Below are 24,460 nucleotides of genomic sequence, written 5' to 3' on the forward strand. Positions count from 1 at the left end.
TATGAGATTCTTATCTACGATACACAACTACCGCACCATTCTTCTCACTCGGCCGAATCAACCAAAAGGCGCTTTTTTGTTCCGTGGTTTGCGTATAGTCTCTATTAGCTGCTTTTTGTTTGCCACATGGCTTCTAAGTGCCTGTAACATAGCTAAACACCTACCTCCGAACGAACGGCTCTATATGGGAACCGACATCGTCATCCACGCCGATTCTACGATTTCCAAAGATCAGCAGAGTAGCTTACAAACCCAATTGGAAGGCCTTGCCCGCCCCCGGCCCAACAAACAAATTTTCGGTTATCCTTATAAAGTGGGGTTATATTACTTGTTTGGCGAACCTAAAAAGCCGAATGGGTTTCGATCCTGGTTTCGGAATAAATTTGGTCAGGAACCCATATTAGCCAGTGCCAAAGCCATTACGTCGAACATCCCTATTTTCAAGGCAACGTTACAGAATCAGGGGTATTTCGGCTCAGATGCAACTGGCAAATTAAAAGAGGAAGGTTATAAAGCACGGGGCGTTTATGATGTGGATGTAAAGCAACGGTTTTACATCGATTCGACGGGCGTTCTGGTCGATTCAACACCCGTACGAAAAGCCCTGCTGGCGGCTTCTCGTCGAACCATTATTAAAAAAGGAGACCCCTATCTGTTCGACAATATCAAGCTGGAACGGGAGCGGATTAGTCAGGCTATTAAACAACGGGGATTTTACTATTTCCTACCCGATTATGTGGCCGTACTGGCAGATAATGACACGGCTACGCACCATACCAAGCTCTACTTCGCCATCAAACCCGACATGCCCGAAGCGGCAGGTGTTCCATACACGATCCGCGATGTCTTTATTTACTCCAATTACAACCTGTCGACAGCCCGGAATGACACGAATCGCCGACGTGCTTACCAGACCGAACAACAATTCCGAATTATTGACTCGACGCGTCGGTTCGACCCTAAACTTTTCCGCGATATTGTAACTGTACGACCCGGCCAACGGTATAACAGCCGTATGCAGGACTTAACGCTGTCGCGGTTTATTAACGTAGGCGCCTTTAAGTTTGTAAGAAATCGGTTCGAACCCGATCAGCAGGGCGACTCTGCTGTGCTCGATGTGCATTATTATCTGACACCCTACCCGGCCAAATCCATACGGGTAGAATTGGACGGGACCTCCCGATCCACTAATTTCAACGGTACTCAGGTGGTTGTAAGCTGGCGCAACCGAAACGCGCTTCATCGTGCCGAACTCCTTACGGTCAATGCCAATGCTGGTATCGAATTTCAGGTCGGCGATGCTGGAGAAAGTGTCACCAATTATCGCTTAGGCACCGACCTAAACTTGAGTTTCCCACGGCTGGTAGCTCCGTTCAGTTTCCGCTACGATCAACGGCAGGCATTACCTAAAACCAACGCTACGATTGGGTATCAGACCATTATCCGGGGTGGTTTGTACCGAATTAACTCCGCTCAGACCACGTTTGGCTATGCCTGGCGCCAGAATCAACAAGTCGAGCACGTTTTCCAGCCTTTCAATATCAACTATGTCTATGTGCCCTTAAATAGCGTAGGTGACCGGGTCTATGAAATTATTAGTGACCCCAATATCCCTGCCATTGTCAGAGCGCAATACCAGACTACTGTTTTCCTATCAGATCAGCTTATTCTTAGTTCATTATACACATTCAATTATAATTCCCCAGCCCGTTCTATTTCGCCGAATACATTTCGATTCACAGCAAATGCCGAAGCTGCCGGGAACCTAGCCAGCCTTTTCTTTCGGAAATCGCTCCCAACCGATGATCGTAAAGGGATTTTTGGTGTGCCCTATGCTCAGTTTATTCGATTGGATGCCAATTTGCGGTACTACCGTCAACTAAACCCTAAGCTAACATTGGCCAATCGGCTGTTTGCTGGTTTAGGCGTTCCCTATGGAAATTATAAAGGCTATCAGATTCCTTTCACCAAACAGTATTTTGTGGGTGGTAGCAATAGCATCCGGGCATTCCGGCCCAGAGCTATCGGTCCAGGCCTATTTACCCGCGATACGATTCGAAATCTACCACCATTTCAGGACGGTGGAGGAGATATAAAACTAGAAGCAAATACCGAATTACGGCTCAAGTTTAACAAATACCTGGAAGGCGCCTTATTCGTCGATGCAGGCAATGTCTGGACGTATTATAACCTTGATAATTTCGAAGGTGATGTTGAAACCTTTTCGTCCAATTTTTACAAGCAAATTGCTGTGGGCGCAGGTGTCGGCATCCGACTGGATTTATCGTATTTCCTGATTCGCCTTGATCTGGCAACCCCACTACGAAAGCCTTACAAGACCGACGGTAACGAATGGGTAGTCGATAAGATGGCGTTTGGTAGCCCTGACTGGCGAAAGCAAAACCTCGTGCTCAATATTGGTGTAGGCTACCCGTTTTAATTTTTCTTTACTCTTTTTCCAACACGGGTTTTAGCGCCTTCCAGACTGTGTTCGCTACAATTTTATGGCCGTCGGGTGTGGGATGGATGCCGTCGGGTTGGTTCAGTTTGGGAATGCCGCCAACTCCTTCGAGCAAAAACGGAATCAGAACGGCTTTGTTCTTATCAGCCAGTTCTTTAAACAACCCTCGAAACTCTTTCGTATAGGTCGTTCCCATATTGGGCGGAATCTGCATACCAGCCAGTACGATGGTTGCTTCCGGGCTTTTCTTACGAACTGTATCCATAATAGCCTGTAAATTTTGCCGGGTGGCGGTGAGTGGTAATCCCCGAAGGCCGTCGTTACCACCCAGCTCGAGTACGAATACAGCCACGGGCTGACGCATCACCCAACTAATCCGGCTTTTTCCGCCCGCTGTCGTTTCGCCACTTAGTCCAGCATTGACAACCGTATAATTCAACCCGGCCGAATCGATCTTCTGACCAACCAAAGCAGGGAATGCCTGCGACGGTTCGACACCATAACCGGCTGTTAAGCTATTTCCATAAAATAGAACAATCTGTTTTTTCGCCGGAGCCGTCGGCGAAGCGGTAGAGGGCTTGGCAGTACGATCACTTGATCCTGAAGTAGTTTTGGTATCGGATGAGCCGCAATTCCAGACCGTTAAGCAAACGATCAGGCCGCTTATCACAGAATGAACCGTTTGTCGATTTTGCCAGAACTTCATTGGTTGTCTGTCGGTTAGATGTAAACACAGAGAACGCAGAGGATGGTACGAAGCCTAAAAAAAAGTTGTTCCTCGCTTTCTCCGTGTAAATCTCCGTTATCTCTGTGTTTAGAACAACCTTTTTGTTCCATGAGTATCCTGCACGTCGAAAATCTTACCAAAACCTATATCAGTGGAGGCCGTGAACTAACCGTACTTCATGGCGTCAATTTTACGCTTGAACCGGGCGATACCTTTGCCATCGTTGGCCCATCGGGCAGTGGCAAAACAACGCTATTGGGCTTATGCGCTGGGCTGGACCGGGCTTCTTCCGGCAGCGTTTACCTGAACGACATTCGGCTGGATACACTCAATGAAGATCAGCGGGCCGCCATTCGGAACCAATATGTTGGGTTCATTTTCCAGAACTTCCAACTTCTGCCCACGCTGACTGCCCTCGAAAACGTGATGGTTCCGCTCGAACTACGGGGCGAAAAAGGAGCTGCCAAAACCGCTCAGGCGTTGCTGGATCGGGTTGGCCTGGGACAGCGAGGGCACCACTACCCTACTCAGCTTTCGGGGGGCGAACAGCAACGGGTTTCGCTGGCGCGTGCTTTTGCCAACCGCCCTAAACTCCTCTTTGCCGATGAACCAACCGGCAACCTCGATGCCGACACCAGCGCTACGGTTGTCGATCTGCTGTTCGAACTCAACCGCGAAGCAGGAACCACCCTCGTACTGGTTACCCACGATATGGAACTGGCTTCCCGCACGCAACGGATCATTCGAATTAAGGGAGGGACGGTAGTTAATGATCGAATGACTGAATTATTGAATGACTGAATAAAGTAACTGAGATAATTCAATCATTCAACAATTCTATCATTCAATCATTACCTATGGATTCCCCTCAGTTGCATACAAATATCCGCCCCGGAACAAACTGGTTATTTCGGATGGCCTGGCGCGATAGTCGGCGGAGCCGCCAGCGATTATTGCTGTTTATGTCGGCAATCGTACTGGGCATTGCTGCTTTGGTAGCCATCAACTCCTTCGGTGATAATCTGGCCCAAAGCATCGACGACCAGGCCCGTGAATTATTGGGAGCAGACCTGACCATCTCGTGGTCACGCGAACCATCGGCTAAAACCAATAAACTCCTAAAAACGATTGGCCGCGACCGGGCGTATGAGGTTTCCTTCCCATCGCTGGTATCGATTCCCAAAACGGGAGGTGTACGACTAGCTCAAATTAAAGGTCTTGAGGGTGCTTTCCCCTACTATGGCACCTGGGAAGTTCAGCCAGTATCGGCTATCCAAACGTTTCGCAAAGCCAATAGCCGGGTTGCTTTGGTAGATGATGGATTGCTGGTTCAGTTAGGGGCTCAACCCGGCGATTCAGTGAAGATTGGTAATCTCAATTTTCTGGTTGCGGGGCGGGTTACGAAAACCCCCGGCCAAGCTGCTGTAGCTGCCACTGTAGCTCCTACCGTTTTTGTACCGAATCAATTTTTAGCCGGTACAGGCCTGCTACAGCGAGGTAGCCGGATAGCCTATAAATACTATTACCAATTTGCTCCCGGCACCGATGTAGAGAAGTTCATCAAGCCACTTTCCTCGCAATTGGATAAGGAAGGAATAAATTTTGATACGGTAGCTGGGCGTAAAAAACAGACCGGACGGGCGTTTGGCGATCTGACCAAATTTCTAAGTCTGGTGGCCTTTGTGGCCTTATTGTTGGGCTGTGTGGGTGTTGCCAGTGCCGTTCAATTGTACGTCAAAGAGAAAATTGCATCCGTAGCCATTCTGCGGACGCTTGGAACCAGTGGCCGTCAGGCTTTTCTGATTTACTTAATCCAGACGGCGATCATGGGCTTTTTAGGGGCCGCCATTGGCGCTTTGGCTGGTTCGGCCATTCAGTTGATTCTTCCCCGCATATTCAGCAATTTCCTGCCCGTTACCGTCGAAACATCGGTATCACTTCCGGCTATTCTGGGTGGTCTGGGTACAGGGTTACTGATTTCGGTTTTGTTTTCGTTGCTACCCTTGCTGGCGATTCGGAATGTATCGCCTTTACGAGCTATCCGTAACTCGTATGAAGATGACCTGAGCGGGCGTGACCCACTTCGTTGGCTGGTATACCTGCTTGTGCTCCTGTTTATTGTTGGCTTTGCCTATTTGCAAACCAAAAATCTGATGTTGTCCATTGGCTTTACGGGTGGTCTGATGCTGGCCTTTGGCATATTAACCGCGCTGGGCTTAGGGCTGATCTGGCTGGTTCGTCGATTTTTCCCCGCTTCGTGGAGTTACGTCTGGCGGCAAAGTCTGGCCAACCTCTATCGACCCAATAACCAAACGCTGATACTCGTAACCTCTATTGGGTTGGGCGCTTTCCTGATAGCAACTCTTTACCTTACTCAAGGTTTGTTGCTGGGGCAGGTCGAACTGTCGGCTAGTGGCAAGCAACCCAACATGGTCCTGTTCGATATTCAGAATGAGCAGCTTGGCGGTGTAAAAAAATTAGTCGCTGCCCAAAAATTGCCGGTTTTGCAAGAAGTCCCGGTCGTAACCATGCGTCTGTCGGATATTAACGGCAAAACAGATAACGCAAACCGGAGCGATACCACCGCCAGACCACCGAAGTGGGCCTTTACCCGCGAGTACCGAGTGACGTACCGTGATACACTCATTTCGTCGGAGAAGCTGGTTTTGGGCAAAGCGCCCCATCAGGCCAATGGTGCTGTTTATGTTTCTATAGAGAAGCCTTTCTTCGACCGCATGCACCTTAAACTGGGCGATACGCTGAATTTCAACGTGCAGGGCGCTCCTATTCAGACGATTGTAGGGGGCACACGCGAAGTGGAATGGAACCGGGTACAGACTAACTTTCTGGTGGTATTTCCTTCAGGTGTTCTGGAACAGGCCCCCCAATTCCATGTGCTGATGACCCGCGTGCCCAACAATCAGGTCTCGGCCCAGCTTCAGCGCGGTTTGGTTACTCAATTTCCGAATGTCTCGGCCATCGACTTGGGCCTGATCCTGAAAACGGTTGATGAAATTCTTGAGCAGATCTCGTTCGTCATCCAGTTTATGGCCTTGTTCAGTATTCTGACAGGTTTATTGGTCTTAGCCAGTTCGGTCGTTATCAGTAAGTTTCAGCGGCTGCGTGAGAGTGTATTGTTACGTACTTTGGGAGCTAGCCGGGAACAGATTTTACGGATTACCATTCTGGAATATGGCTTGCTGGGGCTGTTAGCCTCTCTTTCGGGTATTGTTCTCTCCATAGCTGGAACCTGGGGATTAGCCCGGTTCGTATTTGACGTTCCGTATAAACCAGCCGTTGTGCCGCTGGTGGTTGTGGCTTTAGTCGTTACCGTCATGACGATCCTAATTGGCGTATTCAACAGCCGGGAAGTGCTCTCGAGGCCACCGCTAGATGTGTTGCGAGCCGAAGTATAATGTGACTAATCGTAACATTTTATCGTTCTTTGTGAAAAACGGCATCCGATCATGAGTGTAACCGAAGCGTTCGGCGATATAGCCAGTAGCCTGGCTCAATTGGCTCCCGATAAAATTAGTACTCTAAAGGCTCCTGCTTCTATGTCTAGGCGAGTCGAGGAGCTAGTTAATCGAAAAAAAGATGGTCTTATCACTCCCGAAGAATCGAGCGAACTAGAGCGTTTTTTAGCCCTCGATCTATTTATCAGCCTTACTAAAGCGCGGGCCCGGGTTTTAATGAAGGGATGAGACAAACGATTTCTACTAAAAAACGTCGTTCTGTCGCTCAACGCGCCAACTATCGGTGCGAGTATTGCCGAGTACATGAAAATGATTCTTTCCTGACTTTCGAGATCGACCATATCATTAGTGTAAAACATGGCGGAGGTAATGAGCTGGAAAACCTGGCCTATGCGTGTCCACATTGCAATACTCATAAAGGATCAGATTTAACCACTTTTCTCGATTCTTACGACGACATAGTTATTTTATTCAACCCCCGTAAACACGAATGGGGCGCTCATTTTGAAGCGCTTGATGGCGAGGTCATCCCTAAAACCCGTATAGGGCAAGCGACTATCAAAGTACTTCAACTGAACGATCCAGATCGGGTTATTCTTCGTCAGTTACTGGCACAAGCAGGTAGGTATTAAAGAGTCAGTAAATGTCGATTCTATTCGTTCTTTTAGATCGAAACGTTACGGTCTATTTACATGGTGGATTCTTTCGGCTGGCGCGTCTGCAAACGGCTCCTCTTTCTGGTATTGATGTCGTTTCTTACTGCTAATGGGCAGTCAGTTGGGCGATTATCAATCACAATCCTGGATGCCTCAACCGGAAAGCCTACGCCTGTTCGTGTGCAGCTTACGCAAAATGGTCGTCCAGTAGCCCAGCTTCCTGTCGAAGCGGTGGCGGTTATGTATGGCCTGTGGGATCATGAAGATGGCTATGGGTTTCAGCCCGACAGTTCGTTTTATGTACCGGGGCGATTTCAGTTGTCGTTGCCACCGGGTACGTATGCCGTAGCTATTTCCAAAGGTCCCGAATACCTCCCTCAGAAACATATACTGACGATTACTGCCGGAAAAACCGTTCAGAAAACGCTACGACTGGAGCGATGGATCAATATGGCTGCCAAAGGCTGGTACTCGACCGATGGGCATATTCACCTCCGGCGCTCTCCACGCGACAACCCCTATATTGCCTGCTGGCTTCAGGCCGAAGATGTGCATGTGGGCGCATTTCTACGTATGGGTGATTTCTGGGAAACCTACTACCCGCAGTATGCTTACGGTGACAAAGGCGTTTATCAACAGGGTAATTATCTGCTGACGAGCGGCCAGGAAGATCCACGAACTTCCGAACTGGGTCACGTCTTTGCGTTGGGAGCTGCTGATCGCGTCCGAAAAAGCAATCGCTACTACTTCTTCGACGAAGTTTTCGATAAAATTCATCAGCTTGGTGGTATCACGGGCTATGCTCATCAGGCCGAAACGTTTCATGGGTACCGGGGCTTAACGCTCGATGGACTGCGCGGCAAGGTCGATGCGTTTGAATTGCTACAATTTTGTGTCGATGCTCACCCATTGCATACACAGCACTATTATCATTTGCTGGATCTCGGCATTCCACTCACCGCCACCGCAGGCTCCGACTTTCCCTGGTGCGGGCAAGATCATGGGCATGGCCCCGTCGAACACTCATCACGTATTGGCAATGCACGCTTTTACACCTACCTGGGTGCAGACAAAAAGTTTACATTTTCGAACTGGCGCGATGCAGTAGCGGCTGGCCATACATTTGTGTCGAGCGGCCCAATTCTTGATTTAAAAGTAGCCAATGCGATTCCGGGTGATCATCTGGACCTAAAAAAAGGTGCATCGGCATCGATTACGGTTCATGCGTATGGAGATGATCGTCAGGTGCCGCTGGATACGCTTGAACTGGTCAGTCATGGAAACGTAATTGGTCGGGTAACGGCTCAGGAAACAGGTCAATCGAGTCATCACCTGTCTCTTCAGCTAACGCTTCCCAACCTTGAAAGTGGCCGCTGGATTGCCGCCCGATGTTCGGCAGGTACTTGTCGGTCAGCTCATACAACCCCCGTTTACTTAACCGTTAATGGAGATGGATTTTACAACCGGGAAACGGCCAGCCATTACCTTGACCTAAGCGAACAATACCTGACTGAGATTGAGCAGCAGTTTAACCCCGACCCTACAAAAGTCGATCAGCAAGCCTGGAAATACAAAGACGGTTTACAGGCTCGGATTGCCGAAACCCGACGAATTATTGAAGCGTTACGAAAAAAACTGAAGTAGACTTATTTCCACTGCGTAATATCAATCACATTCGGGCAGAAGTCGTATTCTTCCGGCTGGTTGGAGCCGATCAGCAGAAGCCGGGGCAATGGGTTTATAGGAGCAATCAATTGCTGCACCTGCTCCTGATACCAGTTCATCCCCTGCCGGTCCAGATTGGATGTCGGCTCATCGAGGATAATAATCGGCGAACTGGAGAAGAAGGCTAACCCAAGCTTCACTCGTTGTTTCATCCCCGACGAAAAATACTTGATTTCTTTATCGCGGGCGTGGCTTAGCCAAAGCTTCTCAGCAATCGTTTCGGGGGTTTGACCAGCTACAAACGGTTTGAATGTCTGGTGGAATGTCAGCAGTTCGTCCAGCGTTAATTCCTCAATCAGTTCGAGATAAGGTGCGGCTATCGTCACATACCGAAACCAGTCATCGTCTTCAAGGGCTTTACCATGTAACGAATAGGTAAGTGTTCCTTCCGTAATAGGCAAGCTCCCAGCCAGCAATTGTAGCAGTGTCGATTTCCCACTACCATTTGGCCCTACAAACGTATAGCTATTTCCGGCGGTAAGCGTCAGATCGACCCGCCGAAAAATCCACTCTTTCCGATACTTCTTGCCGATTTTTTCAGCAGCGATATGCATACATGATAATGTAAAATGGATAATGAGTAATGATGTAGTCCTAGTCATTATTCATTATCCATTATTCATTAAATCTTACTCCCGCTCTCCATTGGCCGATGGGCCGCGCATGATGCCTCGTTCGGAACTACGGATGAAGTTCACGATCTCATCACGCTCGTCCGAAGCAGGCAGTTCCAGTTCGATCTGAGCTAAAGCATCGGCATTGTTCAAGCCACGCAGATAGATGTAGCGATAAATTTCCTGAATCTGATTGATCTGTTCGTTGCTATACCCCCTCCGACGGATACCCACCGAGTTGATACCGGCATAGGTGAGCGGTTCGCGAGCGGCTTTTGAATAGGGCGGCACATCCTTCCGAACCAGGGAGCCACCAGAAATAAAGGCATGCGATCCAATCCGGGAAAATTGCAATACCGAACTCGATCCACCAATAATAGCCCAGTCGCCCATATGTACGTGACCTGCCATCTGCACATTGTTGGTAATGATGCAGTGATTTCCGATTCGGCAGTCGTGCGCAACGTGTGCATAGGCCATAATCAGGCAGTTAGCCCCGATCTGGGTTTTCCAGTGCTCTTCAGTCCCCCGGCTGATGGTCGCATACTCACGGATCGTCGTATTATCGCCGATGAAAGTCCGCGTATATTCGTTATTGAATTTCAAATCCTGCGGAGTTGCCGAAATAACCGCTCCAGGATAAATTTTGCAGTTTCGGCCAATACGCGCTCCTTCATTGATAACGGCATGGGAACCAATCCATGTTCCTTCGCCAATCTCAACGTCTTTGTGAATAATGGCAAACGGCTCAATCACTACATTCTGCGCAATCTTCGCTTCAGAGTGAATATATGCTAACGGTTGAATCATTGTATGAATGTGTACAATGAATAATGGATAATGAATAATGCTTGACAGTTGAGTTCTCAACCTAGACTTACATTATTCATTACCCATTATTCATTTTTTCTTTACTAAGCTGGCAATCATATCGGCTTCGCAGACCAGTTGATTCGCTACATACCCCCGGCCCTGCATTTTTACGATCCCCCGCTTCATGGGCGAGGTAAACTCACACCGGAATATGACCGTATCGCCAGGCAATACGTTCCGCCGGAACCGACAATTTTCAATACCCACTAAGAACGGCCAGTAATTTTCAGGATCAGGCACCGTACTCAAAACCAGAATACCACCCGTTTGCGCCATAGCTTCGAGCTGCATAACACCAGGCATCACCGGATTACCAGGAAAATGGCCGGGGAAAAACGGCTCATTCATCGTTACATTTTTGATGCCGACTACACTATTCTCGTCCAGCGCAATGATTTTGTCGATCATCTGGAACGGATAGCGGTGAGGCAACAACTGCGATATACGATTGATATCCAGCACAGCTGGTTGCATTGGGTCGTATTTAGGCACCTGATTAGCCGCGTTTTTTTGAATAAGCTTCTTGATTTTTTTGGCAAAGGCCACATTGGCTGCGTGCCCAGGCCGGGCCGCCAGAATCTGCGCTTTAATAGGTCGGCCAATCAGCGCCAGGTCACCCACTACGTCGAGCAGTTTGTGCCGGGCCATTTCGTTCGGGTAGTGTAGCTTCAGGTTATTCAAGATTCCCTGTTGCTTATTCACACTTACCTTCGGCTTATGAAGCAGTTCGGCCAGGTAATCCAGTTCGCCATCCTGTACATCCCGGTCAACAATCACGATGGCATTAGTCAGGTCTCCTCCTTTGATCAGATTCTGCTTATAGAGCGCTTCCAGTTCATGCAGGAAAACAAACGTGCGGCTGCTGGCAATCTGTTCGGGAAACTGGCTAATGTCGTTCAGATAGGCATGCTGGCTACTGATAACCTTTGAGTTATAATCCACCATTACCGTTAGCCGATAGTCGTCGAGCGGCAGTGCTGCCAGTTCGATGTCTTTCTCTGCATTTCGGTAATGAACGTATTCGTTCACTTCAAAATAGTTACGGGTGGCATTCTGCTCTTCGATTCCAGCATCTCGCAAGGCATCGATAAACTGAATGGAAGAGCCATCCATAATAGGCGGTTCAGGACCGTCTAGTTGAATCAGGATGTTATCCAGTTGTAAACCAACCAATGCAGCCAGCGTATGCTCAACCGTGTGAATCCGGGCTCCACTCTGCTCAATGGTGGTTCCGCGCGAAAGGTCAACCACGTTATCGACGTCTGCATCCACAATGGGTTGACCCGGCAAATCGACGCGCTGGAATTTATAACCATGATTGGTTGGTGCCGGCAGAAACGTCATCGTTGCCTGTACACCCGTGTGGAGTCCCACTCCCGATACCGAAACGGCTTTCTGAATCGTCTGTTGTTTGGTATTCATTCCTTTTCAGTTTACAGTTACCGCTTTACGGTTTACAGTAGGCCGACGCATAACGTTGCTGGTGCGTCTATCCACCGCCACCCGTAAATCATAGACCGTAAGCTATTTTTCGTTTTTCTTTTCCAGTTTAAACACTCTTTGTTCCAGATCGGGCAGCCGACGAAATACCGCCAGCGAGCGCATACTTTCCTTTAAGCCAAAAGCGGGCGAGCTATTGAGCGACGTACCTTCCTCCTCAACACTTTTGCCCACACCCGACTGTGCCCCCACTTTAGTGCCATTAGCAATGGTCAAATGACCGGCAAACCCAACCTGACCGGCAATAATACAGTTATCGCCGAGTTTGGTAGAGCCCGAAACTCCAGTCTGCGCGGCAATGACCGTGTTTTTCCCAATCTCGACATTATGGGCAATCTGGATCAGATTATCCAGCTTGGCTCCCTGCCGAATAATGGTCGATCCCATCGTAGCGCAGTCGATAGTCGTATTGGACCCAACATTTACATTATCCTCCAGAATCACATTGCCCAGTTGGGGAATGGTTTTATAGGTTCCGTCGGGTTGGGGCGCAAAACCAAAACCTTCACTGCCAATAACTGCGTTAGGATGGATAACACAATTCCGGCCAATTACACAATTATCCAGAATCCGAACTCCGGGATAGATAATGGTATTATCACCGATCCGAACGTTGTTCCCAACGTAAGCTTGTGGGTATATTTTTACGTTACTTCCGATCTGACAATTTCGACCAACGTACGAAAATGCCCCCCGGTAGCCCTGCTCACCCATCTGACTTCCATCACCTATATAGGATGGCTGTTCAATACCAACCCGAGCAAAAATTAATTGCTTGTGGTATTCCTCCAGCAGGCGAGTGAAGGCGGAGTAGGAATTTTCTACAAAAATAAGAGCCGAGGCAACCGGCTTTTTAGGCTCGAACGACCGATCGACAATCACCGCCGAGGCTTGGGTGGTATAAAGATGCGGTTCGTATTTGAGGTTCGACAGAAATGAGATATCCCCTGGTTGCCCCTCCTCAATCTTAGCTAACCCAGTGATTGTCAGCGATTCATTCCCGGCGACTTCGCCCCCCAGCAGTGTGGCAATCTGCTTGACTGTAAACTCCATATATATATGACGGCCGTCGCAAAACACCCATTATAGCCAGGTGTTCAGGGCGCTAAGGTAGCGAACAAATTGCACTTTTCCGCAATTGGTCAAGCGGTTAATTGGTGAATCATTCCGAGCGAATACGGATTTACAGGTATGCTATGCTACTAATGACGAACGGCACCAATCAATTACTCCAAAAAATTTTTGGCCCAGCAAACATAGTACCGACGGACAATGTTGGTTAGTACCTGAATATTCGACAGATCTGAGGCATCGGCAATATCTATCACGTTGCCGCTTTTCAATTTGATTGCAATACGGTCGCCCGAAGGCAAGTAAGCAGCATTCGTGGCCTGTCCTTCGATCAGAAAGTAGGAAAGCCAGTCCTCCGGCATGCCCGTTTGTCGCAATTGCTTCTCAAGTTGGACAAGTAATTCACCAGCAAACGGCTCAGTCGACAGCATGATCTTAAATAAGCGCCGATTCAATAGCATCTGGCAGAGTTTCGAAAAAATCGGGTCGGGATGCGAGGCCCCCTGCTTCACACAGGTCCAGATGTCAAAATCATCTAATCGGGTAAATGCGTCAAGATAGGTTCGGTTGGTCTGAAAATCATGCATCGACACATTATCGCGCAGAAACAACCGAAACACATCGGAGGCAAACACCGACTCAGCGCCCTCCTGCCGACTCAGGAACCGGGCTCGTCGTAATATCTGAATCATCATCGACTCACAGCAGATCGACGTTTTGTGCAGATACACCTGCCAATACATGAGCCGCCGGGCATTCAGGAAGTTTTCGACGCTCAGAATGCCCTTGGCCTCGACCACAAGCTGATCGTCGACCAGATCAAGCATTTTAATAATTCGTTCGGCCCCAATGGCTCCTTCGGCTACACCCGTATAATAGCCGTCGCGGTTGAGGTAATCCATCCGGTCCATATCTAACTGACTGGATATAAGCTGATGGAAAAAGGGGCGTTCATAAGTCCCCTCAAACATGCGGATCGCCAGCGACAATGCTCCGTTAAACTGCTGGTTTAGATCGTGCATGAGCATCAGTGAAATCTGTTCATGGGGAACATCGTCCAGCAAACAACATTCCAATACGTGCGAAAACGGCCCATGTCCTACATCATGCAGCAGAATGGCGATCTGCGCGGCTTCGCATTCTTCATTGCTAATGTGGTGCCCCTTGCTTTGCAATGTACTCATCGCCTGCCCCATCAGGTGCATGGCGCCAAGGGCATGATGAAAGCGGGTGTGCAAAGCCCCCGGATACACGTACTCGGAGAGCCCTAGTTGCTTAATTCGTCGAAGTCGCTGGAAATAAGGGTGCTCGACTAAATCGTAGAGCAGCTCGGTTGGAATGGTGATAAACCCGTAAACCGGGTCGTTGAGAATTTTCTTTTTGTTGGGCGTTGCCATTAGGCAAAGATACCAGACTGAAACACAGGATTCGAGGCTCACTTAGTGAAATATCCATCCAAATCTGTTCATTCTGTCAAAAAATATGTAAATTTGCGTTGCTGAACTTGAGCAATCAACCAGCAATGGGCTTGTAACTCAGTCGGTTAGAGTGCCTGACTCATAATCAGTAAGTCGCAGGTTCGAGCCCTGCCTGGCCCACTTAGCAAAAAGCCGCTTAACATTTCTGTTGAGCGGCTTTTTTATTGACTTGCCATTTCGTCAGCAGACAGCACCGTATTGTTTATCCAATCTACTGCCTTTCTAGACACATCTCTTTTCAAGCTATTCAGCAAAACCAGCACTTATTAGGATGTACCGACCATTTTCTGAGGCCAATTCAACCTTTTAACGGTAAGCATACTTGAAAACCTCGATAAAACCATCTTGTTCATCTAGACTCGACAACATCATTTATGGTAGGGTAAAATACCTTATAAACCTGGCAATATTTATATAAAAGATCCCAAAAACACTTTTTCTTTGTATTATTCCAGATCGCATGTATCTATTGTGGACTGTATGGCCTGCTTACTCACCACTAACCAGGCCTTTTTCATTGCTGGAAAAATCCGAAACTTCAACAAATACTGCTAGTAATTTGACGGTAAACGAAGGCTTTTCGGGTAAAAAATAGCGGTAAGCTTCTATTTGGCTAAAATAGCTTCGCTAATTGGTAAAAAGGAGTGGATCAATCTCCTATTATTGCTCTTTCTTTGTCAGAAAGCCTTACAGCAATGGCGGGTTAAAACACAGTATATGAAATCATTTGTTCTTTGCGGGCTTCAGGTCCTTCTCCTGTTGCCCATGCAGACACAGGCCCAGCCGGGTCCAAAACTTTGGTATAATAAACCAGCAACACAGTGGGTAGAAGCCTTACCAATCGGTAACGGGCATGTAGGCGCTATGGTATTTGGCGGAATTGAGCATGAGCTTATTCAACTCAACGAATCGACACTCTGGTCGGGTGGCCCGGTCAAGAAGAATGTTAACCCAACGGCTGCCTCATACCTCCCTGCCATCCGTGATGCACTGCTGAATCAGCAAGATTATACGAAAGCGGATGAGCTGACAAAGAAAATGCAGGGGTTTTATACCGAGTCCTATCTGCCCCTGGCGGATCTGATGATCGACCAAAAACTTCCAGGAGGTACTCCGTCGGCCTATTATCGGGATCTTAACATTGCCGACGCCGTAGCCACAACCCGCTTTACCGTTAATGGAGTCACCTACAAGCGTGAACTCTTCACGAGCGCCCCAGTGAATGGATTAATTATCCGTATCAGTGCCGATAAAGCTCGCCAGTTGACGCTGACTATCGGAACGCGATCTCAACTACGGATTCAGAAAACACCTGCCAGCGCCAACGAGCTGGTCGTAAATGGGAAAGCCCCCGCCAAAGTCGACCCGTCTTACTACAACGTCAAAGGACGAAATCCGATCATTTACGACGATAGTACTGGGTGTAATGGTATGCGGTTTCAGTACCGGATTAAAGCTGTAGCAAAAGACGGTACCGTAAAGACCGATACGGCTGGTATTGCTATCGACAAAGCCAGCGAAGTGATTTTGTACGTAACAGCCGCTACCAGTTTCAACGGGTTCGACAAGTGCCCGGATAAGGAAGGAAAAGATGAGAAAAAGCTGGCAGCTATGTATCTGGCGAAGGCTACTCAACAGCCCTATTCGAAACTACTGGAAGCCCACAAAGCCGACTATCACCGGTATTTTGATCGTTGCCAGCTATCTGTTCGGGATACGACAGCGACCAACCCCAGTCACTCGCTCCCCAGCGACGAACGGTTAATGGCCTACTCGACGGGCCGTTATGATCCGAATCTGGAAACGTTATACTTCAACTATGGCCGCTATCTGCTGATTTCATCATCCCGCCCCGACGGTCCTCCCGCCAATTTACAGGGTATATGGAACAAAGAATTACGGGCGCCCTGGAGTTCGAACTACACGATCAATATCAACACCGAGATGAACTACTGGCCTGCCGAGGTCACTAATTTGTCGGAAATGCACATGGCTCTGCTCGACTGGATTCCTAACCTGGCCAAAACCGGGCATCAGACGGCACAGGAGTATTACCGGGCCAAAGGCTGGGTGGCGCACCATAATTCCGATATATGGGCCTTGAGCAATGCCGTTGGCGACCGTGGAGCGGGCGATCCGGTTTGGGCAAACTGGGCCATGGGCGGGAACTGGCTATGCCAGCACCTGTGGGAACATTATCGATTTACGGGCGACAAGAAGTTTCTGGAACAAGCCTACCCTATCATGAAAGAAGCGGCCCTGTTCTCGCTCGACTGGCTGATCCCCGATAAGACGGGCCATCTGGTGACGGCTCCTTCGACAACCCCGGAAAACAAATTCATCGATTCGACGGGTAAGGCTCAGGGCGTTTCGGTAGCGACAACAATGGACATGTCGATTATATGGGATCTGTTTACCAATGTGATCGAGGCATCGACCGCACTCAATCAGGACAACGCTTTCCGGGAGCTGCTAGTGGCCAAGCGGAGTAAGTTGTTTCCGCTCCAGATTGGCAAACAAGGGCAATTGCTCGAATGGAATAAGGAATTTGCCGAAACCGATCCGCATCACCGACATATCTCCCACCTGTTTGGTCTGCATCCTGGCCGCCAGATTACGCCACTCACGCCAACTTATTTTGCAGCCGCCCGGAAAACGCTCGAACTACGGGGCGACGAAGGAACCGGCTGGAGTAAGGGCTGGAAAATTAACTGGTGGGCCCGATTGCAGGATGGAAATCACGCTTACTCACTGATTCGCCAACTGATGCAATACACCAATACAACAGGCACCCAGATGAGCCACGGCGGTGGAACCTATCCCAACTTCTTCGATGCGCACCCACCCTTCCAGATCGACGGTAACTTTGCCGGAACTGCCGGTATGGCCGAAATGCTGCTACAAAGCCATCTTGGGCGCGTTCATCTGCTGCCTGCTCTGCCCGACAACTGGTCGGAAGGCAAGGTTACGGGTCTGAAAGCGCGGGGTGGATTTACGGTTGCAATGAACTGGAAGAATCGCTCGTTGACTCAGGCACAAATTCAGTCACTAGCTGGCGAAGACCTTATTCTGCTTACCAATGTACCTTTTCAACTAGAAGGCTATGCCCAGAAAGCGACGAAAACCCCGGAAGGATATACGATGCAGTTGAAAACAGTGAAAAATAAAGTATATACGATTAAAGTTCTTTAACTCTATCTGTCTGAAGTTGCCTGTTTGACCTACCAACAGGCAACTCAATTTACTGATCAATCATGATTCGCTTTTCCGCTTTACACATTGCGTTTCTGGTGGTACTGCTGGGTATGTTTACTCCGCAAATGGCTCCCCAACGAACGAATCGTTCATTTTCCTACCCTGCCGCCGACACCCTGCTGAAAGGCGCAAGCTGGCCAGCGGATCTGGCTCTGACAGCGTTTGCGGGCCCAGGGCTTACGCCCAGTCCGGCCTGTCTGGCCGTTGCTCCAACCGGAGAAGTATATGTAGGGGTCGATAAAATTGGCTCTTTGGGGAAAGACCCAGGCAAAGGCAGCATTGTCAGACTCATCGACACCGATAATGATGGGCGCGCCGATAAGCATACCATTTTCGCAGAGGTCGATAATCCACGGGGTATCTTACCATTGGGGGATCGACTCCTGGTTCTGCATACGGTCTTCTCTCCCGCAACGAAGCAGGCAACCGGCATGGACCTTGTTGCTTTTGACGACAAAAATGGAGACGGCATAGCCGACGGGCCACCTCAACCACTGGTCCAGCACATCAGCAATGTCAATTTCATTCAGAGTCGTGGTACCGACCATGCTACCAACGGTATTCGTATGGGTATCGACGGCTGGGTCTATATTGCTGTTGGTGACTTTGGCTTCTACAAAGCAACGGATCGGTCGGGCAAGCAATTAACGATGCTGGGAGGAGGCATTGTGCGAGTTCGGCCGGATGGCACAGAAATGGAGTTTTTTACGCACGGAACCCGGAACATTTATGACGTTGCCATCGACCCATACATGAATGTGTTTACGCGTGACAACACCAACGATGGTGGCGGCTGGAACATCCGGTTTTCGCATCACATTCAGTCGGGGGAATATGGCTATCCTGTTCTCTTTAAACACTTCACCGACGAAATTCTTCCGGCACTTGTCGATGTAGGTGGCGGGTCAGGCACGGGCTCACTCTACATGGATGAACCCTCGTGGCCCGACAAGTATAACCATGTTCCGATGATGGCCGACTGGGGACGTAATCAGCTATACCTACACCGGGTCACGACCGACGGTGCCAGTTTCGTACAGAAAGAAGAAGAGTTTATCAAACTGCCCCAGATTACCGACGTAGATGTCGACGGATCAGGACGTGTTTATCTCTCAGCCTGGGATGGAGCCGGTTACTCTGGTAATCCTCAAAAAGGCTACGTAGCACGGGCCATACCGAAAAACTGGAGCTACGTACCGTTTGCGACCGTAAAAGGAGCTTCTGTTAAAAAACTGACAAGTCTGCTTCGGTCAGGTAGCGCCGTGGCACGTTTAGCTGCCCAGCAGGAACTGCTTACCCGCGCCGATTCAAAAGTAGTGAAAGCCGTATGGGATATAACAACCGACAAGCAACTACCCGCAGCCAACCGAATTGCAGCTATGTACACCTATGCTCAGGCTGCCGGTGCCGCTGGTATTCCGAATCTGGTGAAACTAACGACCGATGAAACCATGCAGGAGTTTGCCCTACGGGCGCTGGCCGACCGAAAGCCCTTCATCAATACGGTTCCGATTGAGCCATTCCTGAAAGGCATCAGCAGCTCATCGCCCCGCGTTCAGGCAGCAGCGATTATCGGCTTAGGTCGTCTGGGCAAGGCAGAAGCCGCTACGGCGCTACTACAGATACCGGTGCCTATCTCATTTACGCCACCCGCTCTAGGAACCGAAGGACCGCATGCTACACCTAATTCGGCCATAGTACCTGCTCACCTCGCAGTACGCTCGCTGGTGAGTTTACACGCTGTCGACGCCTGTATAAAAGCTCTCTCCACCGGACAATCTAAACTGGCGCTCTGGGCTCTGCGCTACATGCATGACTCTAAAGCCGTAGATGGACTCGTGACCGCTTATGGTAAAACGACTGATCCGGCCATGAAACAACAGCTCTTGACCACATTGGCCCGGCTTTACAAAAAAGAAGCAGACTATGATGGTTCGTGGTGGTGGAGCACTCGCCCCGATACACACGGTCCATACTACCGGGCCATTGAATGGGAATCGTCGCCAACGATTAAAAAACTGCTGATCGATGAATGGAAACAAAGCAGTCAGAAGCAGTTTTTCACCGACTTAAACAGCCGTCTGCGCCTGGAAATTCCGGAATTTGGGGTAGAAGAAACAGTTGTTGCCAAAGAAGAGCCCAAGGTTGATCTGGAGAAGATCAAGAACAAAAAAGGGCAAATTGGTGAATCGTCAATCGAAGATGTGATGCTGGCAATGGCAAAAATTAAAGGTGACCCTGCCATCGGGAAAAGCTTGTTTACGCAGCAGGGCTGCATCGCCTGCCACAGCCTTAGCCGCAATGAACCCATGAAAGGTCCTTTTATGGGTCAGATTGGCTCAATTATGACCCGCGACCAAATTGCGGAGTCGATTCTTAAGCCTAATGCTTCTATTTCGCAGGGATTTGCTACCGTGTCGATTTCGGCTAAAGGGAACAAGAACTACACCGGCTTCGTCACCGAAGAATCGGCTTCCCGGCTTGTTTTACGGGATATAACCGGACAGGTTTACACAATTAAAGTGGCCGATATACTCTCCCGAAAAGAGATGGAAACGTCAATGATGCCAACAGGACTGGCCAACGCCCTTTCTTACGAAGAATTTGCTTCGTTGATTACGTTCCTTTCCGAACAAAAAAAGTAAGCAGAGTCAAACGATCAGGCGTCTACCCAGATACGGAATGTTACCATCCGTATCTGGGTAGACGCTAAACATATAGAGCGATTACACGAATGTCTGGACTTCGCAAAGCAGAAACTCCTCTGAGTCATTGCCGTGCGGAGGTGGATATATTGGCTTACCAGGAGTTATGGCTAAAGATGTTTTGATCAGGAATTACACAAGCTCACGTTTACCCAGAGAACCGACCCATTGGTGATTTACCTAGTGCCGTAATGCCAGTAAAGACCCGCATCATTCTGAGAAACCCTTGACAGATTTGACACGTTATTGCATTTTAACCATGATCAATCTCGTTTGCTTCTTAAAGCTTTCTCTTCAGTAGAACCAAGTGGGTATGTCTAACCTTAGTCCATGAAAATATTACTTGTTGAAGATGAAGTGAGTCTGGCCTCCTTCATTCGTAAAGGCATCGAGAGCGAGGGTTATGAAATTGACCTGGCCTATGACGGGCTGGTGGGTCAGCGTATGGCGAATAATAATAGCTATGACGTTATTGTCCTGGATGTTAACCTGCCGTATATCAACGGATTTGAATTATGTCGACAGATTAAGCAGGAGTCACCTAAGCAATCAATACTGCTATTGACGGCCTTGGATAGCCTGCCCGATAAAGAAAGTGGCTTCGGAGCCGGTGCCGACGATTACCTGGTGAAACCCTTTGAGTTCCGTGAATTACTGTTACGGATTAAAGCCCTGGCCCGCCGAAACAGCGATTACAGCGGTCTGAAAACCGTATTACGTGTAGCTGATCTGGAGCTGGATACGGAAGCCCACGCCGTTACCAGAGCGGGGCAACGAATTGACCTGACCGCCCGGGAATACGCGCTTCTGGAATACCTGATGATCAACAAAGGAAAAATTGTCAGCCGAATCGATATAGCCGAGAAAGTCTGGGATCTTCATTTCGACACGAACACCAACGTCATTGAAGTGTATATTAATTACTTACGCAAGAAAATCGACAAGGATTTCAGTCCAAAGCTAGTACACACCATTGTGGGCATGGGTTATGTCTTACGGGGCTAATTATGCAGATCAAGCACAAACTTATCCTTTGGTTTTCGGCACTGGTAGCCAGCATATTACTCATTTTTTCGGTCTATGTTTACAGTACCTACGCCAGCTTCCGACAACGGTCTATCGAAGATCGGCTGGAGCGAAAAGCCAGGGTCACTGAGCAATTGCTGACACTGAAAGGCGTAGCAGGCAGCGTGATTACCTCCATGCCCGAACAGGTTGAGTTTGTTTACTCGCCTACCGATAGCCTAATCTATAAAAGCCAGAATACCAACGACTTTATAGCTGAACTTTCGTTCCGGAACCGCGTTCGCCGGGAGCGGCTAGTCCGTTTCCAGTACACGAGTTCGGGGCACACATACCCTAAAGATGGCGTAGCGCTAACCTATGCAGGTTTATCGCCCTCGCCCGATGGCCGGGAGTATGTAGCCATTGTGACCGCTTATGATCAGGACGGGTATCAACGGCAACGGGAACTACGAGACCTGTTTATCATTGGCAACGTAATGGCCATCGGCCTGGTGATTTTCTTAGGCTATTTTTTTTCCCGACAGGCCCTCAAACCGCTTACCAAACTAATCGATCAGATTAACGCGCCCACGGCCAGCAAACTCCCTTTCCGGTTGCAGGCCGAAAATCCTCAGGATGAAGTAGGCGTATTGGCCCAGGCCTTTAATGAGTTACTGACACGACAGGAACGACTCGTCGAAAATCAGCGCTCCTTTATTGCCCAGGCATCTCATGAACTGCGAACGCCATTAACCACCATCAAAGGCTGGCTGGAAACTTCCCTTATCTACGACGCAGACCCCGATGCACTTAAGCGAGGTATCACGCAGGCCGTTACCGAACTGGATAAACTTACAGCGCTGGCAAACGGGTTATTGCAACTGGCACGCATCGACGGAATCGATGCCCACCTTGACCGAAAACTTCTTGAACTGGTAGAGGTTGTACTCGATGCTGCCGATACCCTGGGTCAGCAACGCCCTGGGCAAGCATTGTCTGTACAGGTCAGCGACGGAATCATTGAACAAGCCACCCCCATTACAGTGTTGGGTAATGCCTACCTACTCAGAACTGCCTTGCTGAATCTACTGGATAATGCGGCTAAGTATTCCAGTGGGCAACCTGTTACAGTATGCCTGGAGATGGACACCGACGAGCGGGCTCGTATCCGTATCGAAGATCGGGGAATTGGTCTGGCACCCGGCGAAGAAGACCGGGTATTACAGCCGTTAGTCCGAGGGTCTAATGTAGAGACAATTGCCGGATTCGGCATTGGATTAACCTTGGCGCATCGAATCATCACGCTCCATCAGGGACGGCTTCACTTACGTCCACGACCAGGTGGCGGCACCATTACCGAAGTCATTTTACCCTTACAAACATCCCCCTCTAATACTAACTAATCTGGCTCTAATCTGGCTCTAATATTGGCATCCTAGCTTTGGCCTTATCCATCGATATAGGCTCATGCTCAGCGGAGATAAACGATATTATTGGTTCATAGCGATTCTGACCAGTTGCTGGATAAGTCAAAGTTCAGCGCAATCAGGTAACCCGTCTTCGACCCTGCCCAATCAACTTACCTTGTCCAGAGCACTGGACTTAGCGCGGACGAATTACCCTGCCTTACGGGGCAAATTAGCCAACATCCGGGCTACAGAAGCTGATGCTCAGGCGTTGGCTATGGCGTTGCTGCCTCAGGCGGGTGTCCAGGCCCAGACGCTGAATGCCACCTCCAATCAGGTCCGGGGGGCCTACGTTTCCAATGGCGGTCTGTTATTGCCCATATCTGGAGTGCGTACAGACGGATTTAATAGCCAGGCTGCCTGGACCAGTGGCGCTTCGCTGTTGGTAGACTGGGAGGCTATTACCTTCGGTCGTCGGGAGGCACGGCGCAGTCAGGCACGGTTAGCCATCGAACAGGCACAGGCTGATTATGAGGGCGAACTATTCACCCATCAGGTACGCGTCTGCGATGCGTATCTACTAGCCCTCAATGCCCAGAAATCAGTCGCCTTGCAACGGGCCAATCTTCAGCGGGCGCAGGAACTTCAACGAATAATTCGGGCCAGTACCGAAGGAGGTCTTCGGCCGGGTATCGATAGTTCGGTAGCCAATACCGAAGTAGCCCGCGCCCGTTTGCAGGTGTTGGAAAGCCAGCAAATGGCTCAGCAGCAGGTGCTCCGGCTCACCGAATTAATCGGTCTGCCCAATCCGACTGTTCAACTGGATTCGCTGGTGTTTTACAACCAGCTTCCGCAGGTACCCGCTATGCCTGGCAGCAACCCGGCGCTGCATCCTCAACTACGGGTCTACCAGAAGAACATCGACCTGGGGCGAGCCAGCGAAACCTTACTGAAGGCCAGTGCCCTGCCGTCTGTCTCGGTACTTGGGTCGCTTCAGGGGCGCGGTTCCGGTATCAGCGAACAGGCACAGTCGGATGGTACGTTTCGGATCGACCCTTCGCTGGGTGCTGGTTTGCCCTTACGCTCGTATAATTACATTTTGGGGTTAACGGCCATCTGGCGCCCAACTGATTTGTGGCGTACTAAATATGCTGTGTCGGCCCAGCGGGAACGAATCAATGCCAGTCAGCAGCTATACGACCAACAGGCGCTGGGCATACAAGCTGCGAGCCAGAATGCCGTTTTGCAACTCGAACTGGCTCAGGCTCGTGCACAGCAGGCTCCTTTACAACTGGACGCGGCCAAACAGGCCTATATACAGGCACAGGCTCGGTACGAATCGGGGCTGGACAATATTCAGGCACTGACTCAAACCAGTGCGCTATTGAACCGGGCCGAAGTTGATCAGGCGCTGGTCACCAGCAGTGTGTGGCGAGCCTTGCTGCTACGGGCCGCTACGGCTGGTGATCTGGACTCGTTTCTGCAACAACTTCCCCACTAACTCAACT

At 49.5% G+C, this 24,460-nt stretch carries 17 protein-coding genes, 1 tRNA gene and 1 pseudogene; 13 read left to right on the forward strand and 6 right to left on the reverse strand.

The features are described 5' to 3' along the window. Positions 1–184 precede the first annotated feature (184 nt). On the forward strand, positions 185–2,440 hold the full coding sequence (locus tag BGO59_RS28990; protein ID WP_293689762.1) for a BamA/TamA family outer membrane protein: 2,256 nt from the start codon (positions 185–187) through the stop codon (positions 2,438–2,440). Positions 2,441–2,447: 7 nt separating this feature from the next. Here the strand turns inward: BGO59_RS28990 and BGO59_RS28995 are convergent, their stop codons facing one another. Next, on the reverse strand, positions 2,448–3,167 hold the full coding sequence (locus BGO59_RS28995) for an arylesterase (protein ID WP_293689765.1): 720 nt from the start codon (positions 3,165–3,167) through the stop codon (positions 2,448–2,450). A 129-nt stretch (positions 3,168–3,296) separates the two neighbouring features. On the opposite strand from BGO59_RS28995, the gene BGO59_RS29000 reads away from it, so the two are divergent. The 5 genes from BGO59_RS29000 to BGO59_RS29020 are packed head-to-tail and all read left to right on the forward strand — an operon-like array spanning position 3,297 to position 8,964. Beyond that, positions 3,297–3,989: an ABC transporter ATP-binding protein gene (locus BGO59_RS29000; RefSeq protein WP_293689768.1), complete on the forward strand. Its 693-nt coding sequence runs from the start codon at positions 3,297–3,299 to the stop codon at positions 3,987–3,989. A gap of 56 nt (positions 3,990–4,045) precedes the next feature. Further along, positions 4,046–6,604 carry an FtsX-like permease family protein gene (locus BGO59_RS29005; RefSeq protein WP_293689771.1) on the forward strand — a complete coding sequence of 853 codons (2,559 nt, stop codon included), beginning with the start codon at positions 4,046–4,048 and terminating at the stop codon, positions 6,602–6,604. 51 nt (positions 6,605–6,655) lie between these two features. Then, the gene (locus tag BGO59_RS29010; RefSeq protein WP_293689774.1) at positions 6,656–6,892 is read left to right on the forward strand and encodes a hypothetical protein; all 237 of its coding nucleotides are present in this window, start codon (positions 6,656–6,658) and stop codon (positions 6,890–6,892) included. After that, complete coding sequence (locus BGO59_RS29015; protein ID WP_293689777.1) at positions 6,889–7,296, forward strand: HNH endonuclease signature motif containing protein; 408 nt, start codon at positions 6,889–6,891, stop codon at positions 7,294–7,296. Before BGO59_RS29010 ends, BGO59_RS29015 begins: the two co-directional genes overlap by 4 nt. A 60-nt stretch (positions 7,297–7,356) precedes the next feature. Then, a complete protein-coding gene (locus BGO59_RS29020) occupies positions 7,357–8,964 on the forward strand; it encodes a CehA/McbA family metallohydrolase (protein WP_293689780.1) in 1,608 nt (535 codons plus the stop codon). 2 nt (positions 8,965–8,966) lie between these two features. On the opposite strand, the gene BGO59_RS29025 is transcribed toward BGO59_RS29020, so the two are convergent. From BGO59_RS29025 to BGO59_RS29045, 5 genes are all read right to left on the reverse strand, one after another. Continuing rightward, positions 8,967–9,599, reverse strand: coding sequence for an ATP-binding cassette domain-containing protein (locus tag BGO59_RS29025; RefSeq protein ID WP_293689783.1), 633 nt, complete (start codon positions 9,597–9,599; stop codon positions 8,967–8,969). A gap of 75 nt (positions 9,600–9,674) precedes the next feature. After that, a complete protein-coding gene (gene lpxA / locus BGO59_RS29030; RefSeq protein WP_293689786.1) occupies positions 9,675–10,469 on the reverse strand; it encodes an acyl-ACP--UDP-N-acetylglucosamine O-acyltransferase in 795 nt (264 codons plus the stop codon). Between the two features lie 90 nt (positions 10,470–10,559). Beyond that, a complete protein-coding gene (locus tag BGO59_RS29035; protein ID WP_020594596.1) occupies positions 10,560–11,954 on the reverse strand; it encodes a bifunctional UDP-3-O-[3-hydroxymyristoyl] N-acetylglucosamine deacetylase/3-hydroxyacyl-ACP dehydratase in 1,395 nt (464 codons plus the stop codon). Positions 11,955–12,056: 102 nt separating this feature from the next. Beyond that, entirely contained in the window at positions 12,057–13,085 is a 1,029-nt protein-coding gene (gene lpxD, locus BGO59_RS29040; protein WP_293689794.1) for a UDP-3-O-(3-hydroxymyristoyl)glucosamine N-acyltransferase, read from the reverse strand. Positions 13,086–13,258: 173 nt separating this feature from the next. After that, a complete protein-coding gene (locus tag BGO59_RS29045; protein WP_293689797.1) occupies positions 13,259–14,500 on the reverse strand; it encodes an HD domain-containing protein in 1,242 nt (413 codons plus the stop codon). Between the two features lie 127 nt (positions 14,501–14,627). Here BGO59_RS29045 and BGO59_RS29050 point away from each other — a divergent pair. From BGO59_RS29050 to BGO59_RS29075, 7 genes and pseudogenes are all read left to right on the forward strand, one after another. Further along, positions 14,628–14,701 (forward strand) — tRNA-Ile (locus BGO59_RS29050). Positions 14,702–15,298: 597 nt separating this feature from the next. Beyond that, a complete protein-coding gene (locus tag BGO59_RS29055) occupies positions 15,299–17,773 on the forward strand; it encodes a glycoside hydrolase family 95 protein (protein WP_293689800.1) in 2,475 nt (824 codons plus the stop codon). Between the two features lie 62 nt (positions 17,774–17,835). Then, entirely contained in the window at positions 17,836–20,481 is a 2,646-nt protein-coding gene (locus BGO59_RS29060) for a c-type cytochrome (RefSeq protein WP_293689803.1), read from the forward strand. 97 nt (positions 20,482–20,578) lie between these two features. Further along, a pseudogene (locus BGO59_RS36485) lies at positions 20,579–20,716 on the forward strand (hypothetical protein); the annotation flags it as partial. A 155-nt stretch (positions 20,717–20,871) separates the two neighbouring features. Continuing rightward, positions 20,872–21,546 carry a response regulator transcription factor gene (locus BGO59_RS29065; RefSeq protein WP_293689806.1) on the forward strand — a complete coding sequence of 225 codons (675 nt, stop codon included), beginning with the start codon at positions 20,872–20,874 and terminating at the stop codon, positions 21,544–21,546. Positions 21,547–21,548: 2 nt separating this feature from the next. After that, on the forward strand, positions 21,549–22,949 hold the full coding sequence (locus BGO59_RS29070; RefSeq protein WP_293689809.1) for a HAMP domain-containing sensor histidine kinase: 1,401 nt from the start codon (positions 21,549–21,551) through the stop codon (positions 22,947–22,949). Between the two features lie 64 nt (positions 22,950–23,013). Further along, entirely contained in the window at positions 23,014–24,453 is a 1,440-nt protein-coding gene (locus tag BGO59_RS29075) for a TolC family protein (protein ID WP_293689812.1), read from the forward strand. The last annotated feature ends 7 nt before the right edge of the window (positions 24,454–24,460 follow it).

This window comes from Spirosoma sp. 48-14, assembly GCF_001898575.1.
Lineage (GTDB): Bacteria > Bacteroidota > Bacteroidia > Cytophagales > Spirosomataceae > Spirosoma.